The following is a 16849-nucleotide window of genomic DNA, read 5'->3' as shown; positions in this document are numbered from 1 at the left end:
GCCCGGGTGGCGCACACCGGTTCGAGCGATAGCGAGTGAGTTCAGGAACTCTCGCTGCCCTTGGCACCTTCGATTTCTTCGGTTGTTTCCAGAGTGGTGCTCGCATCGGCGCTCTGCGCGCGACGCTGACCCGGGACCACGCCCTGCCATAATTTGTCTGCCAGTGCCTGGGGCGACTCGCTGCGGCCGTCGGCAATCCACTGCACAATAGCATGTGCCACATTGGGCCACGCAATACGCACCCCCTTCGGGTGCTCTTCCAACCAGCGGCCGATGGTCAGCGCATCGATGTGCTCGACCACCTTGGCCAGCTGCAATTCTTTCAGGGCCATGCCGTTGGCCTCCTGTTCGAACTGGCCCTTGAGCGGGCGGGTCAGGATGGGTTTTCCCAGCGTCAGGGTCTCGGCGATCAACTCGAAACCACTGTTGCAGATAACCGCACGGGCGGTCGCCACATCGTGGCGGAACCCCTCTACGGACGGGGCTTTCAGGGTGATATTTTCTGCCTTGGGCAGATCGGTGGGCAGGCCGTACACAATAAACTGCTGCGGCAGCTGCGCCAGATGCCGCAGCAGAGGAGTAGGGTGCTCAAACGGCAGGTACACCAGAATATGTTCCTGCTCGGTCGGCGTCGGCTCTTCGTGGGCGTGGGCGATAGGTGGCAGGATCGGGTGACCAAAATGGTACCAGTGCATCCCCAGGCTTACCGGAACCGGCGCAAAGGCTTTCATGATACTGCGCGCCACCCAGCCAAACGCCGGGGTGGGAATACTGAAGTTGAACGCGTACTGGTGACCCAGCCCGAGGCTTGCGCATTTGCGCTTTTTCGCTGCCCACGCTGTCACCGGCTCGAAGTCGCTGATGACCAGGTCAAAATCATTTACCGGCAGTTCACGAATATCGTTCAGCAGTTTGCCCAGATCCAGTTGTCGGGCGGTCGCCAGTTTGTCGATCTTGCCTTCTTTGTGTACGAAGGTCAGGCCTTCGCGCCACCAGTAGTCACCAAAGGCCTCCATGGCAAACAGCTTTTCCGGTGGGCGACCGGAGAAGAGCCACTGCACTTCCAGATCGGGAAATTGCTGAAAAGCTTCCGCCATGGCGCGGGCGCGGGAAATATGTCCGTTACCGGTACCTTGAACACCGTACAAAATTTTCAAGTTGCTTCTCCGGGAGGAATGCGAGGGTTATCAATTTCTGGAGCAGGTCGTTGCTGCGCAACAGTTATAGCAGCACGCCGCTGACCGCGAAGCCCACACAGGTGCCAAGCAGTGCCCCGGCAAAGACATCGGTGGGGAAGTGCACGCCGAGGCCCACACGAGAGGTGCCTACACCGGCTGCCCAGAAGTAACCAAGCGCCCACAGCGGATTGAGACACTGGGCAAGCATGGTGACAAACAGGAAGGCGCCGGAGGTGTGGCCCGAGGGCAGGCTGAAGCGGTCGTTGGCGACGACAATGGAGCGCAGCCCCGGAATGGATTCCGGAGGTCGGTTGCGGCGGGTGGTATTTTTAATGGTCCAGTACAGGGAGCGCTCAATGGCGAAGGCCGCCCCGCACACCGTAAAAAACTGCAGGGCGGTACTCAGGCTCATGGCTGCCACCACCAGTGGCGACAGCAGGTAGAGCCAGCCGTCGGCCGAGCGGGACAGCAGCAGGTAGTTTCTGCGGGATGCCGGCCGTGCCGCCCGTTCTGCCATTCGCAGCACCAGCGACACATCGACGGTTTTCAGTGTGATAGGTAAGCTTCGCATACGGTAAAAGTACGAAGCCTATGTTGCGCAGACTTGAACAAAATATGTCAGGTCTGTGAAATCTGCCTTTTTCTCCGGGGTTTATGGAACCGGCGGCGCGAGAAGCCACCTGAATTGCCGCTGGCGTCGCGGTGATCTGTTCAGTCGATGCCGATTTTGATCACCCCGGAGCCGGGCAGCTTTTCCACCAGCTCGTGACCGCATAGTTTTGACGGTGTGAAGTATCCTCCTTCCCCCTGATAGTCCAGCAGAAATTCCACCACCGCCAGGGAGCCGTGCACGGTCACATCGTAGCCGTTGGCGGTGACCACCCGGCCTACCCGGCGCTCGCCCCGGCGATCGTTGCGTACCTCGCCCCACACCCAGGTCTGCTGTTCCGCGCGCTGGTTTTCACTGGGGCCGCGGACCTTGTCGTCCACTTTGCCTTTAAGCCAGTTCTGTACCCATTTCATACGCAGCAGCCAGCGCAAGGCGTTCAGCTTCTGCATTTTTTTCGCCCGGCGCGGGCTCATGGGGATGTACACCTCGATATTGGGGATCTCGGTGGAATAGTAGGCGGTGGCCACGTCACCCCAGGGAATGGCGACGGCGAACTTTTCGCCGCGGCCGAAATTGATCTTGCGGGTCAGTTCCGCATGAGGTGTCACTTCGATCTTGCCGTTGCGACGTACCGCGCCACCAACGCCGAGGCTTTCGATGGAGGTTTTGGCGGTACCGGGGCTGAGGCCGGAATCGGAGTCGAACCCCAGAGTGAGGTGTGTGGCACTGTACATCTCCCTGTGCAGCGCTGCCGCCAGGCAGTCCGTGGGGATCACATCAAATCCGGTACCCGGGCACAGCACCACGCCGGCAGCGCGGGCTTCCGCATCCAGGCTGTGGGCCAACTGGTACACCGCCATTTCCCCGGTGATGTCCTGATAGTGGGTGCCGCTGGCAATACACGCGCGGATCATCGGTTCCGCAGTGGCTGAAAATGGCCCCGCACAATTGATGACGGCGGCCACATCCCTGAGGGTACGTGCCAGCGCATCGTCATCGTCCAGAGAAACGGCGATGGCAGGCAGACCGAGCTCATTGGCCAGCGGCTGCAGTTTGGCGGCACTGCGCCCGGACAGAATGGGCTTCAGCCCCTTGGCCACCGCTTTGCGGGCAATCAGCTCGCCGGTATAGCCGTAGGCGCCGTAGATCAGGATTTGCTTTTTGTTAACCGAGTTGTTCACCGAGTGTCCTTATCGTCTTTTTCTGGGGCGAAGCCCGGTATCAGTCGAGGGGGCGTTCCAGCGCGAAGCGCGCGATCGTCTCACCGTCTTTCTCGACGGTTTCCGTAAACATGGCAAGCGGGCGTGCCCACACCCCGAACTCACCATACAGCGCGCGATAAATCGCCAGTGGTTCCCCGTTTTCACTGTGGGTTGCAATTTCCATCAGGTGATACAGGTTGCCTTTGTAATGTCGGTAGATACCTTTTTGTGGGGCTTGCATAGAACTCACGTGGTTTAGTCCAAATGAAAAGGAGAGAGCTGAATCTGGGTAATACGCTGTCCGTGCAGCACGGCAATGCCACTGTAGCGGCGTTCACCGGTAGAGGTGAATTCAAATTCGTATTGCCGCTGTAGTCGCACATGACCGCGCCGGTCGCGCTTCAGGCGGGTGCGGTTCAGCATCACCGTATCGTCCAGCAACTGCACACCGGTTTTCGCGCAGTGGTCTTTCACGATGCGCCGCACCCGATCCTTGGCCGCCATACCGGCCCAGAAATACCAGGCGGGCAGTGCCAGGAGAGAAATCCAGAAGAGGTCGCCGAGCGAGTAATACATAAGCGTTGCAGTTGCTATCATCAAACCGCGCAAGAATACCACCACAGGAGGAAACATGTCTGGCACGATTCTCATCACCGGCTGCAACCGCGGCATTGGACTGGAAATGACCCGTCAATTTGCCGCAGATGGCTGGACGGTTATCGCCACCTGCCGGAATCCCTCCGCTGCCTGGGAGCTGAGTGAACTGGCGGAGGGGAACGACCATATCGAGATTCATGGCCTGGATGTTACCGATTATACGCAGATGGCCGCGCTGGCCAGTGCGCTGCAGGACCGCGCTCTGGATGTGCTGGTGAGCAATGCCGGTTACTACGGCCCCAAGGGGGTCACCTTTGGCAATGTGGACGTCGAAGAGTGGCGCACGGTACTGGAGGTCAACACCATTGCCCCCTACAAGCTGGTGGAGGCCTTTGCCCCCAACCTCGCTGCTGGTAAGCACAAGGTGGTCGGTGTACTGAGCAGTAAGGTCGGCAGTATTGATGACAACGGATCCGGCGGCGGCTACCTGTACCGCTCTTCCAAGACCGCGGTAAATCAAGTGGTGAAGAGCCTGTCCATTGACCTGGCTGAGCGGGGTATCACGGTACTTGCGTTCCATCCCGGCTGGGTGCAAACGGAGATGGGTGGTCCCAACGCCCTGATTTCGACGGATGAAAGTGTGCGCGGGCTCAAACGCTTATTGCTGAATGCGATCCCGGACCAGAGTGGGTATTTCTACAGCTACGATGGTGCGGAAATTCCCTGGTAAACCACTAGGGCAGCGGAATCAGATCCAGATGCTGGGCGATCTGCCCCAGCGACATCAATATGCACATGGTGATCACCAGGGGGCGAATCAGGCGGGTACCGCCGGCGAGCATGGTGTGACTGCCGATAAAGGCGCCCAGCATCTGCCCGACCATCATGGCACCGCCAATGGTCCAGATCACCTTGCCACCGGCGGCAAACAGCGCGAGGGAAACCACGTTGGTGGTGAGGTTGAACAGCTTTGCGCGGATAGTGGCGGTGAGCAGGGTCTGCCCGCGAAATGCGACCCCGGAGGCGGCGAAGAAGGTGCCGGTTCCCGGACCAAAGGCCCCGTCGTACACACCCACGGCGGGGACGCAGGTCAGCGCCCACTGCTTTTCACGCATTTTCCCTTCGCGCTCGCTATTGCCCATGTTGGGAGTGAACCACACGTACAGCGCGACGCTCAGCAGCAACAGGGGGATTACCCAGTTGAGCCAGCTGGTGTCCACCCGCTGAATCAGCCAGGCACCCACGCCCGCGCCAATCCCGGCGGTAATGATGGGGAAGATCAATGAGCGCTCGCGTAAGTGCCCCTTGGAATACAGGGTGGCGGTCGCGGTAAAGGTTCCCAGAATGGCCTGGCTCTTGTTGGTGGCCAGAGCGGCCACCGGCGGTACGCCCGCAAGCAGAAGCGCAGGTACCGTCAGCAGGCCGCCGCCACCGGCGAGGGTATCCACCCAGCCCGCCAGCATGGCCACGGCAAACAGGATCAACAGCAGCGTGAGAGTGATTTCCATCGGGTACTTCTTGGGTAAGTCGGATTAGGGGGTTTCGGAAGCCGGGTTCAATATTTTCTCCGGCAGGCTGAGTGCACCGGCGATCAACGCTTCCTTGCGCGCTTTGCTCCACTTTTTCACCTGCAATTCCAGTTTGAGCGCCTCGGAATGGCTGTCGACACCCTGCTGGAATTCCAGGGTCAGGGGGCCGCGTCCGCGCAGCGCCTTGGCGGCTTTGGGGCCACCACTGCTGTGCTCCTGAAAGCGCCGCTCTACGTCCCGGGTGATACCGGTATACAGCGTGCCTTTACTGGTGCGAATCAGGTAAATAAACCAGTCGGACAAAACACTACCGCCGTAAGAGAAAGTCGTTCAAAACAGGCTCTGCTGCTCACCGGACTGGGGTGGCAGGGTGAACTCACTGCAATCCAGGTCCAGCTTGCGTGCGTTCAGGCCCAGTTTGCGACAGGTTATCCGAAATCGCTGCTGCAGTAACTGGGCAAATACGCCGGTACCGCGCTGGCGCTGGCCGAACGCTGTCTGATTGTCTTTGCCGCCGCGGCTCTGCTGCACCAGGCTCATGACATGCTCGGCCCGTTGTGGATAGTGCTCCGCCAGCCACTGGCGGAACAGTGGCGCCACCTCGTAGGGCAGCCGCAGCAGAATATAGGCGGCGTGGATGGCGCCTGCCGAATGGGCGCGGGTGAGTATCTGTTCCAGTTCCGAATCGTTGAGGGCGGGAATCATCGGCGCGGCCATCACTGCGGTGGGAATGCCGGCATGGGCCAGCGCTTCAATGGTGCGCAGGCGTGCCCCCGGGCCGGCGGTGCGTGGCTCCAGCTTGCGCTTCAGTGCATTGTCCAGTGTGGTCACGCTGATGCCCACATGGGCCAGATTATCCTGGGCCAATTCGGCAAGGATCGGCAGGTCGCGCAGGATCAGCTGGCTCTTGGTGACGATGGTGACCGGGTGGCGATAGCGCTGCAGGGTTTCCAGAATCCGGCGGGTGATCTGCTTGTCTTTCTCCAGGGGCTGGTAGGGGTCGGTATTGGTACCCATGGCGATGGGGCTGCAGCGGTAGGTCTTTTTGCGCAGTGCCGATTCCAGCAGTTCCACCGCGTTGGGCTTGTAGAACAGCCGGGTTTCAAAATCGAGCCCCGGTGACAGATCCATATAGGCGTGGGCCGGGCGGGCGTAACAGTAAACGCAGCCATGCTCGCAGCCCCGATAAGCGTTGATCGACTGGCTGAAGGGAATGTCCGGTGACTGGTTGGTGGCGATAATGGATTTTGCCTTTTCCTCGATCGCTACCGTCTCGATCCTCTCCACGGGCTCCAGCAGGGTCTCCCAGCCATCGCACTCGCGGCTGCTAACCTGATCTACAAAGCGCCCCGCCAGGTTACTGATGGCACCGCGGCCCTTGAGGGAGCGGGTGGGATTGTCGGGAACGTCGTTGGCCACGGCGGGTATCGGGTGTCTGGCTGTATGTATGTACAGTTTATTGCCAGGTTGCAGACGGTGCAAGGGTGCTCTCCAGCACTTACAATGACCGGTCAGTACGCAATAACGACGAGTAATCGGGAACTAGGGAATGGATCTTCAAGCTGTCGCCGCTATCTATGCTTTTGCGGTCAAGGTACTCCAGATATTTGCCATGTTGTTCGCCTTCGGGCTGGTGGTGCTGGTGCTGTATGTGGTGTACCTGTACCTGTCGGATATCCGCCAGACAAAACAGGCGATCCGCCGCAACTTTCCGGTGCTGGGGCGTTTCCGCTATCAGTTCGAACACCTGGGTGAGTTTTTTCGTCAGTATTTCTTTGCCCTGGACCGGGAGGAGATGCCGTTCAATCGCGCCCAGCGCAGCTGGGTGTACCGCGCAGCGAAAAATGTAGACTCCACTCTTGCATTCGGCTCCACCCGTCCGCTGAATCAACCGGGCGATGTCGTGTTTCTCAATCATCCTTTCCCTACCCTGGCCAAAGATGCGGTGCCCCCGAAAGAGGTCACGCTGGGAGATGGAGTCGCGCGCAAGCCGTACACCACCCGATCGATTTTCAACATTTCTGGAATGAGTTTTGGCGCACTGTCGGTGCCCGCGGTCACTGCGCTCTCCAAAGGCGCGGCCAAAGCGGGCATTTGGCTGAATACCGGGGAAGGGGGCCTGTCTTCCCACCATCTGGCTGGCGGTTGTGACATCGTATTTCAGATTGGGACCGCGAAGTATGGTGTGCGCGATATGGAGGGCAGGCTGTCCGACGAAAAACTGCGCGAGGTTGCCGAACACGAACAGGTCAAAATGTTCGAGCTGAAGCTCTCGCAGGGGGCAAAGCCGGGGAAGGGTGGCATCCTGCCGGGAGTCAAGGTGACCCCGGAAATTGCCCGGGTGCGTGGCATACCGGTTGGGGAGGATTCAATCAGCCCCAACGGGCACCCGGAGTTTCACGACGTCGATGGCCTGCTGGATATGATCAATCATATTCGCGAGGTCACCGGCAAACCCACCGGCTTCAAGTGTGTCATCGGAAACAGCGATTGGCTGCACGAGCTGTGTGAGGCGATTTTGCGGCGCGGTGCGGCGAGTGCGCCGGACTTTATTACCATCGATAGCGCGGATGGTGGCAGTGGTGCCGCGCCGCAGAGCCTGATGGACTACATGGGCCTGCCACTGAATCGCAGTTTACCGCTGGTGGTGGATTTGATGACGGAATATGGCCTGCGTGATCGCATCAGAATCATTTGCGCCGGTAAATTGCTCACCCCCTCAATGGTCGCCTGGGCCCTTGCCATGGGGGCCGATTTTGTAAATTGCGCGCGGGGATTCATGTTCGCCCTCGGTTGTATTCAGGCCATGCAGTGCAATAAAAATACCTGTCCTACCGGTGTTACCACCCACAACCCGGAGTTGCAGCAGGGGCTGGATCCCATGGATAAAGCCGAACGCGTCTACCACTACGCCCGCAATATGGAATACGAAGTGGGCACCATCGCGCACTCCTGCGGCGTACCGGAACCGCGCCGGTTGCGCCGCGCTCACGTGGAGGTGATCAACGAGCGCGGCGTGCCCGTGCCGCTGACCAGCCTGGCACCGGAGGGCAAACCCAAAGCGGTGATCGCCAGCGACCGCGATCAGATCTGAATGTTTTTGCACAATGCCGATGGAGCGTGAGCATGGAAGGTGTCACCACCCTGGTCGGGCAGGGATTGTATATGGCGGTGGCGGCGGTTGCGGGCCTCGGTATTGCGCGCATTTTGAAGCGCGACGACACCCTTGGCTGCCTGATTGCGGGTGTCCTCGCTGGCATCCTGTTGCCGGTCCTTGATTACGATACCGGGTTGCGCGCGGAAAACCTGCACCAGCTGGTATTTTTTGTGGTTCTGCCGGTACTGATTTTTCAGTCCGCGTGGAAGATCGATCCGGATATCCTGTTTCGCTGGCTGGGGCCAATTCTGTTGCTGGCCACTCTCGGCGTATTGATCTGCTGTCTGATTACCGCGCTACTGGTCTATTACGGTATTCATCACCCCTCCGGCTTTCCGTGGTTGGCCGCATTGCTTACCGGTGCGATCCTGGCGGCGACAGATCCGGTATCCGTGGTGGCACGACTGCGTCAGAGTCACGCCAATGAAGAGCTGTTGACCCTGGTAGAGGGGGAAAGCCTGTTTAATGACGCAGTCGCGATTGTGCTGTTTGCGTTTGCGCTCGGTATTGCCAGCCACAGCGCCATGGAAGGTAGCGTGGCGACCGGTGAGGCAATCCATGGTGCGGGTACTTTTGCACTGTATTTTGCTGCGGTCTTCTTTGGCGGACTTGCGGTGGGCAGTCTCTGTGGTCTGATCACGGCAATTGTGATCCTGTTTCTCGGCTCGGCGGGAGCGGCATTGATGGTGCTGGTTTTGGCGGCTTTTGGCAGCTTTTATCTGGCGGAGCATGTGGTCGGGGTATCTGGCATCCTGTCGGTGATGATCTGCGCCATTGTGACCAGAGCCTGTCTGCGGGAGCAGCAGGACACCTACCTGGCTCACGCCGCGCCGACCTGGGAGTGGTTGGGGTTGTTTTTCAACGCGCTGATCTTTGTGATTATGGGGCTGGTGATCACCTTCGACATGTTCACCCATCAATGGCTGGCGATGATTATTGCGATTGTCGCTGCAATCGGAGCGCGGGCGCTGGCGGTTTTTCTGGTGGCGCCCTTTGCGCGTTTTGTGGGGCCGCCGATTCCAAACAGCTGGCGTTTGATGTTGAGCTGGGGCGGTTTGCGGGGTGTGATTGCGGTAGCGCTGGTGCTGTCACTGCCCACGGAGCTGCCTTACTGGTGGACGGTGCAGTCGATGGTATTTGGCGTGGTGTTGTTTTCGTTACTGGTACAGGGGACAACCAGTACGCGATTGATCAAAAAACTGGGGCTTTGAATCGGGGCAGCGATATCGCTGCCCGTAGAGAGTCAGGGCTTTAGGACGCCCAATTCAGAATAACCTTGCCTGATTCCCCGGAACCCATGGTGTCAAAGCCCTGCTGGAATTCGTCCACGGAAAACTGGTGGGTGATGATGGGAGACAAATCGAGGCCGGACTGGATCAGGCTGGCCATCTTGTACCAGGTCTCGAACATTTCCCGCCCATAGATGCCCTTGAGAATCAGGCCCTTGAAAATCACCTGGCTCCAGTCGATGGCCATCTCGCCCGGGGGAATCCCCAGCATGGCAATCTTGCCACCGTGGTTCATGGCCGAAAGCATATCGCGGAAGGCGACGGCGACACCCGACATTTCCAGACCCACATCGAATCCTTCGCTCATGCCGATGTCTTTCATCACATCGGAGAGTTTTTCCCTGCTGACATTGACGGTGCGCGTTGCGCCCATTTTCTTTGCGAGGTCCAGGCGATAGTCGTTGATATCGGTGATGACTACGTGGCGGGCGCCCACGTGGCGGGCGACGGCGGCGGCCATAATGCCAATGGGGCCGGCGCCGGTGATCAGTACGTCCTCACCGACAAGGTCAAAGGACAGTGCGGTGTGCACGGCGTTGCCGAAGGGGTCGAAGATAGATGCCAGTTCATCGGAAATGTTGTCGGGAATCTTAAATGCGTTCAGCGCAGGAATGACCAGGTACTCGGCAAACGCGCCTTGGCGATCCACACCCACACCGTAGGTGTTGCGGCACAGGTGGCGACGCCCGGCGCGGCAGTTGCGGCAGTGACCGCAGGTGATATGGCCTTCGCCACTCACTCGGTCGCCGACCTTGAAACCGGCGACTTCCTGGCCCATGCCAACAACTTCACCCACATACTCATGGCCCACTACCATGGGGACGGGAATGGTTTTCTGCGACCATTCGTCCCAGTTGTAGATATGCATATCGGTGCCGCAGATCGCGGTCTTGCGGATCTTGATCAGCAGGTCGTTGTGGCCCGGTTTTGGCACTTCGACATCGGTCATCCAGATGCCGGGTTCGGACTTTAATTTGGATAGTGCTTTCATAAATACTGCTTAGATAATCTCGAGTTCTTTACCCACTTCAATAAACGCATCGATACAGCGGTCCAGCTGTTCCCGGGTGTGGGCGGCGGACATCTGGGTGCGGATGCGGGCCTGGCCTTTGGGGACCACCGGATAGAAGAAGCCCACCACGTAGATGCCTCTCTCCAGCATTTTGTCGGCCATTTTCTGGGCCAGGGCAGCGTCACCGATCATTACCGGGATGATGGCGTGGTCGGCACCGGCAAGGGTGAAGCCGGCTTCGGTCATGCGCTGGCGGAAGTAACGGGAGTTTTCTTGCAGCTTTTCACGCAGCTCGCCACCTTCCACCAACATGTCCAGCACCTTCAGTGACGCGGTGACGATGGCCGGTGCCACGGAGTTGGAGAAGAGGTAGGGGCGCGAGCGCTGGCGCAGCAGGTCGATGATTTCCTGGCGGCCGGACGTAAAACCGCCGGAGGCACCGCCGAGGGCTTTGCCGAGGGTGCCGGTAATAATGTCGATGCGCTCGATGACGTCGCAGTATTCGTGGGTGCCGCGGCCGTGCTGGCCGAGGAAGCCGACGGCGTGGGAGTCGTCGACCATCACCAGTGCATTGTATTTATCGGCGAGATCGCAGATGCCTTTGAGGTTGGCGATGACGCCGTCCATGGAGAAGACGCCGTCGGTGGCGATCAGTTTGGTTTTGGCGCCGGCGGCGTCGGCGGCCTGCAGTTGAGCTTCGAGGTCGGCCAGGTCGTTGTTGGCGTAGCGGAAGCGTTTGGCTTTACACAGGCGTACGCCGTCGATGATGGAGGCGTGGTTGAGGGCGTCGGAGATGATGGCGTCGTCCGGGCCCAGCAGGGTTTCGAAGAGGCCGCCGTTGGCGTCGAAACAGGAGGTGTACAGGATGGTGTCTTCGGTCTGTAAAAATTCAGACAGCTGGAATTCCAGGGCTTTGTGGATGTCCTGAGTGCCGCAGATAAAGCGCACGGAGGCCATGCCGAAGCCGTATTGGTCGAGGCCTTCTTTGGCGGCTTCGATCAAGTCCGGGTGGTTGGCGAGCCCGAGGTAGTTGTTGGCGCAGAAGTTGAGGACCTGGTCTTCGTTATTGACCTGAATCTCGGCGCTCTGCTGCGAGGTAATGATGCGCTCGCGCTTGTAGAGGCCATCGGCCTCGATCTGTTTCAGTTCGTCGCGCAGGTGCTGGAAAAATTGCTCGGGCTTGGACATGGCGTTGTTATTGGCTCCTGTCAGTGCTTTTGGCAGTAGGGCATTCGGGAAGAGCATGTTCCCCACCGTTCAGCTTCAGTGGCGGTTGCGCTGCCGGGTACTGCTTTGCGAGACACGCCGTGAACCCATCCCTGGGGGCTCGGCTGCGGCCGTCCTGGCCGCAGACGGTCTCGCAAAACAGTACCCGGCATCGCAACCTTCGCGGGACATCCGCGGGTAAATCAGCCGTAAGTGTAGAATGGGCGTTTTCTTATAACGATTCGCCCAGCCCTTCAGGTTTAATATTGGTCATCCCACCAGTTCACAGGCCTTGTGAGCCGTGACCGGTGCGTCGCTGGCGCGGCAGTGGGTAGCGAAGGCCAGCGCGTCTTCCGTTGTGTCGAACAGTAGTTGCCACAGCAGTTGCCGATCGTTGCGTTTGACGGCCCGGACGGCGGTTCGGGTGCGCTGGGGCGCGATCTGGATTTCGATAACGTCGGTGCTGGATAGCTGTAATTCGGACATGTTCCCTCCAAAAATTCTGGAGGGCTGACGGCGGAAGAGGCGATTCGTCAGTGAAAAAATCGCATCCCGGTAGGATTGCAGCGCTGAAACCGATTCGGTCCAGCGAGAGCCCCATCCTCTACACAGACCGTACATTTGTACCCGCTGTGAAGAGATACCACCTTGCCCCGGTAGGCAGGTTGGCGTTGGCGTCAGCCACTCTCTTGATGTCGGGAGCAAAGATAACGATGGCGGAACAGGCAGTCAACAGCGCCGCTGCGGGGAGCGGCGCGTTAGAGTTTTATGTGGGAAGTTGTACTGATTTCAGTTCAATAAACTCGTGCAGGCCTGCGGTGCCAAATTCGCGGCCGTTGCCGGAACGCTTTACGCCACCGAAGGGGGCGTCGTAGTTGAACTCGCCGCCGTTGACGAAGCAGAGACCGGCTTCGATGCGGCGTACGACGGGCATTGCGGACTCGGTGTCTTTGGCCCAGACACCACTGGACAGGCCGTATTCGGTGTCGTTAGCGATGGTGATGGCTTCGTCCATGTCTTGGTAGGGGATCATGCAGGTGACGGGGCCGAAGATTTCTTCGCGGGCGATGGTCATGTCGTTGGAGACATCGGCAAATACGGTGGGCTTGACGTAGAAGCCCTTGCCGTAGCCTTCTGGAATCTCACTGCCGCCGGCAACCAGGCGCGCACCTTCGGCGATGCCCTTATCAATATAGCCGCGCACGATGTCGCGCTGACGCGCGGACGAGAGGGGGCCCATGAAGTCGTCGGCGCCGGTGCCCATGGCAACCTCTTCGGCCACCCGTCTGGCAATTTCCACGGCTTCTTCATAGCGCTCGGACGGTACCAGCATACGGGTAAGGGCGGTGCAGGTCTGGCCACTGTTGATGAATACGTCTTCACAGCCAAATCGCACGGCGGCTTCCAGGTCCGCGTCGGGGGTGATGATCAGCGGGGATTTTCCGCCCAGTTCCTGGCAGACGCGTTTGACTGTGGGAGCGGCGGATTTGGCGACCTCGATGCCGGCCCGTGTGGAGCCGGTAAAGGACACCATGTCGATATCAACGTGGCTGGAAAGCGCCGCGCCGACAATGGGGCCGGCGCCGGGAACCAGGTTGAAGACTCCGGCGGGCAGGCCGGCGGCGTCGATGATTTCCGCCATCACATAGTCCTGCAGCGGTGTGATTTCCGAGGGTTTCTGGATCATGGTACAGCCGGCGGCGAGGGCCGGGGCAACCTTGCCCACGAACTGGTGCAGGGGGTAATTCCATGGGGTGATAAAGCCGCATACGCCCACCGGCTCCTTGAGCACGACGGAGTGGCCGGCTTTTTCGGTTTCTTCCATCGTTGCGGCGCGGTCGGCGTAGTAGCGCATGGCGTAGATCGGGCCGTCCACATGCAGCCATTCGGTGATGTGGGCTGGGCACCCCAGCGCCTGGGATACAGCTTCAATCAGATCCTGTTTGCGCGCTTCCATTCCATCGGCAATGGCATGCATCAGCGCCTGGCGTTTGGCGGCGCGGCTGTGGCGCCACTCTTTAAAAGCCACTTTCGCTGCGGCTACGGCATCGTCGACGTCCTCCATCGTGCCCTGCACGACCTGACAGATCGTTTCTTCGCTGGCGGGATTGATGACCGGGTGCAGGCTGCCGCCTTTCGAATCGTGCCATTCGCCGTTGATATACAGTTTTTTCGTGGGCAGTTGATTGATTGTTGTCATGAGAGTATTCCGATATTTGACTGCATTGCTGCTGTATTACTGCTGAAGGAGCGTGCTCGCAGGCTGCACTCGTACACAGCGTGACTCTTTTCCACCTGCAAGCAGGCTCCTACGGGGCATTATTCCGGGGCGGTGATTTCGATCAGGGTCGGCCCCTTGCGCGCGAAGGCGTCTGCGATGGCTTCACCCAGTTGCTCCGGTCGCTCGACGCGACAGCCTTCGGCACCGAAGGCGCGGGCGAGAGTGACAAAATCCGGTGCATGCAGATTCACGCCTTCCTGCTCCACGGCGGCCTCGTCCATAAAATCGCGAATCTCGCCGTAACCGCTGTTGTTCCAGACCAGTATGGGGAGTGCCAGATTCTGTTCCACCGCTGCGGCCAGCTCCCCCAGGGTAAACATGATACCGCCATCGCCAATGAGTCCGATTACCGGCCGCGGGCTTGCCAGTGCGGCGCCGATAGCGGCGGGCAGGGCGAAGCCCAGAGTGCCGTAACCGGTGGTACAGGTAATATGGCTGCGGGGCTCGAACAGGCGCAGTGCATGGTTGGTGTTATAGGCCAGCTGGGTGGAATCGGTTACGAAGATACCATTCTCCGGCAGCGCATCGCGCAGGGCTTCAACCCAAGGATAGCGATCTTCGGAACCCGGCCACCATTCGCTGCGACACTCCCGCAGTAACTTCTCTACTTCTTCTGCGGCACTTTGCCTCTGCGATTTTTTGTCGACGGAGGCCAGTGCATCCACCAGCTGTTGCAGGGTGGTGCGGGCATCGGCGCAGATGGCCAGGTCTGGATTGGCATTGCACACCAGTTGTGCCGGATCCAGGTCCACGCGGATCAGTTTGCCCTTGAAGTGATAGTTGTCGCGCACCAGATTGCGATCGGTTTCCGCCAGTTCTGTCGCCACCGCGAGCACCAGGTCCGCGTTCTCTACCCGCTCGCGCACATTGGAAAAGCTCAGGTTGGCACCCCCGCACAGAGGGTGGCGTTCATCGACGATACCTTTCGCCGCCAGCGACTCGAAGACCGGGGCGGCGATTTTCTCCGCGAGCGCTGTGGCCGCTGCGCCGGCTTCCTGGGCGCCGCCCCCCAGCAGGATGACCGGTTTTTCTGCTTCTGCGAGCAGCCGGGCGGCATTGGCAATAGTCTCCGCAGGCGCTGCGGGCAGGGCCGCCGGCAAAACAGCCCGGTAGTCGGCCAGGGTCGTGGCTCCGTTGGCCATTGGCGCGGGAAACAGATCGATGGGAATCTCGATATGGACCGGGCCGGGGCGGGGGGCGTGCATCACCTGGAAAGCGCGGGCGAGTGTTTCCGGTAACTGTTCTGCACTGGTCAGGGCATGTTGCCACACACAGAACCCGCGGGTGACGTCCTGCTGCCGCGGCAGTTCGTGCAGGCGGCCGCGGCCGCTGCCCAGATCCTCACGGCGGTTGACCGCGCTGATCACCAGCATGGGAATGGAGTCGGAGAAGGCCTGGGCCATGGCAGTGGCGGCATTGGTTACCCCGGGGCCAGTGATCAGAAAACACACGCCGGGTTTACCGCTGGCGCGGGCATAGCCATCTGCCATAAACGCCGCGCCCTGTTCGTGACGGGGCGTGATATGGGTCAGGCCACTGCCCGGTAAACCGCGGTACAGTTCGATGGTGTGCACGCCGGGAATGCCAAACACCGTATCCACGCCGTACCCTTTTAACAGGTGCATCAATACCTGTGCACAGCTGGGTGACGCGGTGTTGTGTGTGTCGGAAGAGGTTGCGGAAGACATGCCTTTGTCCTGTCTGTTCTTTTTTGTTGGGCTTGCCTGGCAAGCGGGTGTGCAACGGAGCCTAGTCTTGCGCCGCAGGGGCTGCAAGCGTCCGCAGAGTCTGCATCCCTGTAAGATTAAACGCAGGAAAATTGAGATAGGGCTGCCTTGGCGGCAGGATATTTTTAAACTGAGACTGTGTTGAGTGGCGGCGGTGAGATCGTCTCCACCACCTGTGGTGATCGATGGTGGGTAAGTCTTGCCACCGGTTGGGGGTTACGCGGCAATCTGCGTACACTTGGCCACAGAACGGTCTAATGAGATGTAAAGGAAATGACAGCGATGGAAATTGATCAGTGGCGTAGAGATTATCTGCAGGGTGGCCTGCAGCGGGAAGACCTGGCAGGAGACCCCATCAGCCAGTTTCGCAGTTGGCTGGAAGAGGTGGTCAAATCGAATATTTCCGACCCCAGTGCCATGTGTCTGAGTACTGCCGATGCCAGTGGCCAGCCGTCTCAGCGGATTGTGCTGTTGAAAGGGTTTGATGAGTCGGGTTTCGTCTTCTTCACGAATCTGAAGAGCCAGAAGGCCTGGGACATCACCGCGAATCCGCAGGTGTCCCTGTTATTCCCCTGGCACTTTCTCGAGCGCCAGGTGATTGTGCGCGGTGTCGCCGAGCAGGTGGCAGATGCTGAGGCGGATGCGTACTTTAGTACGCGCCCACGAAACAGTCAGATAGCGGCCTGGGCCTCGCACCAGAGTGATGCCATTGTGTCCCGTCAAGTGCTGGAAGAGCAGTTTGCGGCCTGCGAGAAAAAATTCGAAGGCGGTGCGGTACCACGCCCGGATTTCTGGGGCGGCTACCGCGTCGTTCCACATGCCATCGAGTTCTGGCAGGGCAGGGCGTCCCGTCTGCACGACCGTTTTGTCTATCGCACCCTGGAAGGTGGCGAGTGGCAGGTGGAACGGCTGAGCCCCTGATTCCAGGGCTGACCGGGCGCCGCTGCACTCTCGCACTATCTTTCTGCGCTATGGTTGGACGAATGTGCAATAGACTGCATGAATAGCCATAAAAATAAACTTTGGAAACTCAAAAACCTCTTGTAGTCTTGGCTTGCCGG

General features: G+C 59.5%; 17 protein-coding genes. 4 read left to right on the top strand and 13 right to left on the bottom strand.

The annotated features are described in order from the left end of the window. Positions 1–41: 41 nt before the first annotated feature. From LRR79_RS13810 to LRR79_RS13790, 5 genes are all read right to left on the bottom strand, one after another. Positions 42–1157 (bottom strand): MJ1255/VC2487 family glycosyltransferase, encoded by a 1116-nt coding sequence (locus LRR79_RS13810; protein WP_231757768.1) that lies wholly within the window; start codon positions 1155–1157, stop codon positions 42–44. Between the two features lie 64 nt (positions 1158–1221). Continuing rightward, positions 1222–1749 carry a phosphatase PAP2 family protein gene (locus tag LRR79_RS13805; protein WP_231757767.1) on the bottom strand — a complete coding sequence of 176 codons (528 nt, stop codon included), beginning with the start codon at positions 1747–1749 and terminating at the stop codon, positions 1222–1224. Between the two features lie 140 nt (positions 1750–1889). Continuing rightward, positions 1890–2969: a saccharopine dehydrogenase family protein gene (locus tag LRR79_RS13800; protein ID WP_231757766.1), complete on the bottom strand. Its 1080-nt coding sequence runs from the start codon at positions 2967–2969 to the stop codon at positions 1890–1892. Positions 2970–3009: 40 nt separating this feature from the next. Then, the gene (locus LRR79_RS13795) at positions 3010–3231 is read right to left on the bottom strand and encodes a DUF1653 domain-containing protein (RefSeq protein WP_231757765.1); all 222 of its coding nucleotides are present in this window, start codon (positions 3229–3231) and stop codon (positions 3010–3012) included. 14 nt (positions 3232–3245) lie between these two features. Further along, the gene (locus LRR79_RS13790; RefSeq protein ID WP_231757764.1) at positions 3246–3566 is read right to left on the bottom strand and encodes a DUF3301 domain-containing protein; all 321 of its coding nucleotides are present in this window, start codon (positions 3564–3566) and stop codon (positions 3246–3248) included. A gap of 55 nt (positions 3567–3621) precedes the next feature. Between LRR79_RS13790 and LRR79_RS13785 the strand changes: the two genes are divergently transcribed. Beyond that, positions 3622–4317, top strand: coding sequence for an SDR family oxidoreductase (locus tag LRR79_RS13785; RefSeq protein ID WP_231757763.1), 696 nt, complete (start codon positions 3622–3624; stop codon positions 4315–4317). A gap of 4 nt (positions 4318–4321) precedes the next feature. Here LRR79_RS13785 and LRR79_RS13780 read toward each other — a convergent pair whose 3' ends face one another. The 3 genes from LRR79_RS13780 to LRR79_RS13770 are packed head-to-tail and all read right to left on the bottom strand — an operon-like array spanning position 4322 to position 6535. Further along, a complete protein-coding gene (locus LRR79_RS13780) occupies positions 4322–5095 on the bottom strand; it encodes a TSUP family transporter (protein ID WP_231757762.1) in 774 nt (257 codons plus the stop codon). A gap of 24 nt (positions 5096–5119) precedes the next feature. Next, the gene (locus LRR79_RS13775; protein ID WP_231757761.1) at positions 5120–5419 is read right to left on the bottom strand and encodes a GIY-YIG nuclease family protein; all 300 of its coding nucleotides are present in this window, start codon (positions 5417–5419) and stop codon (positions 5120–5122) included. 27 nt (positions 5420–5446) lie between these two features. After that, the gene (locus LRR79_RS13770; RefSeq protein WP_231757760.1) at positions 5447–6535 is read right to left on the bottom strand and encodes a PA0069 family radical SAM protein; all 1089 of its coding nucleotides are present in this window, start codon (positions 6533–6535) and stop codon (positions 5447–5449) included. A 130-nt stretch (positions 6536–6665) separates the two neighbouring features. On the opposite strand from LRR79_RS13770, the gene LRR79_RS13765 reads away from it, so the two are divergent. Next, positions 6666–8210 carry an FMN-binding glutamate synthase family protein gene (locus LRR79_RS13765; protein ID WP_231757759.1) on the top strand — a complete coding sequence of 515 codons (1545 nt, stop codon included), beginning with the start codon at positions 6666–6668 and terminating at the stop codon, positions 8208–8210. A gap of 32 nt (positions 8211–8242) precedes the next feature. After that, positions 8243–9484, top strand: a complete 1242-nt coding sequence (locus tag LRR79_RS13760; protein ID WP_231757758.1) for a cation:proton antiporter — start codon at positions 8243–8245, stop codon at positions 9482–9484. A gap of 40 nt (positions 9485–9524) precedes the next feature. Here LRR79_RS13760 and tdh read toward each other — a convergent pair whose 3' ends face one another. From tdh to LRR79_RS13735, 5 genes are all read right to left on the bottom strand, one after another. Continuing rightward, positions 9525–10553, bottom strand: coding sequence for an L-threonine 3-dehydrogenase (gene tdh, locus LRR79_RS13755; RefSeq protein ID WP_231757757.1), 1029 nt, complete (start codon positions 10551–10553; stop codon positions 9525–9527). Between the two features lie 9 nt (positions 10554–10562). Next, positions 10563–11762: a glycine C-acetyltransferase gene (locus tag LRR79_RS13750; protein WP_231760034.1), complete on the bottom strand. Its 1200-nt coding sequence runs from the start codon at positions 11760–11762 to the stop codon at positions 10563–10565. Between the two features lie 288 nt (positions 11763–12050). Continuing rightward, positions 12051–12266 carry a hypothetical protein gene (locus LRR79_RS13745; protein ID WP_231757756.1) on the bottom strand — a complete coding sequence of 72 codons (216 nt, stop codon included), beginning with the start codon at positions 12264–12266 and terminating at the stop codon, positions 12051–12053. A gap of 280 nt (positions 12267–12546) precedes the next feature. Further along, positions 12547–13980, bottom strand: coding sequence for an aldehyde dehydrogenase family protein (locus tag LRR79_RS13740; protein ID WP_231757755.1), 1434 nt, complete (start codon positions 13978–13980; stop codon positions 12547–12549). Between the two features lie 119 nt (positions 13981–14099). Next, positions 14100–15749: a 5-guanidino-2-oxopentanoate decarboxylase gene (locus LRR79_RS13735; RefSeq protein ID WP_231757754.1), complete on the bottom strand. Its 1650-nt coding sequence runs from the start codon at positions 15747–15749 to the stop codon at positions 14100–14102. A gap of 321 nt (positions 15750–16070) precedes the next feature. On the opposite strand from LRR79_RS13735, the gene pdxH reads away from it, so the two are divergent. Then, complete coding sequence (gene pdxH / locus LRR79_RS13730; RefSeq protein WP_231757753.1) at positions 16071–16709, top strand: pyridoxamine 5'-phosphate oxidase; 639 nt, start codon at positions 16071–16073, stop codon at positions 16707–16709. Positions 16710–16849: the final 140 nt, after the last annotated feature.

The sequence above is a fragment of the Microbulbifer elongatus genome (assembly GCF_021165935.1).
GTDB classification, from domain to species: Bacteria; Pseudomonadota; Gammaproteobacteria; order Pseudomonadales; family Cellvibrionaceae; genus Microbulbifer; species Microbulbifer elongatus.
This window is presented reverse-complemented; position numbering and strand designations above follow the sequence as displayed.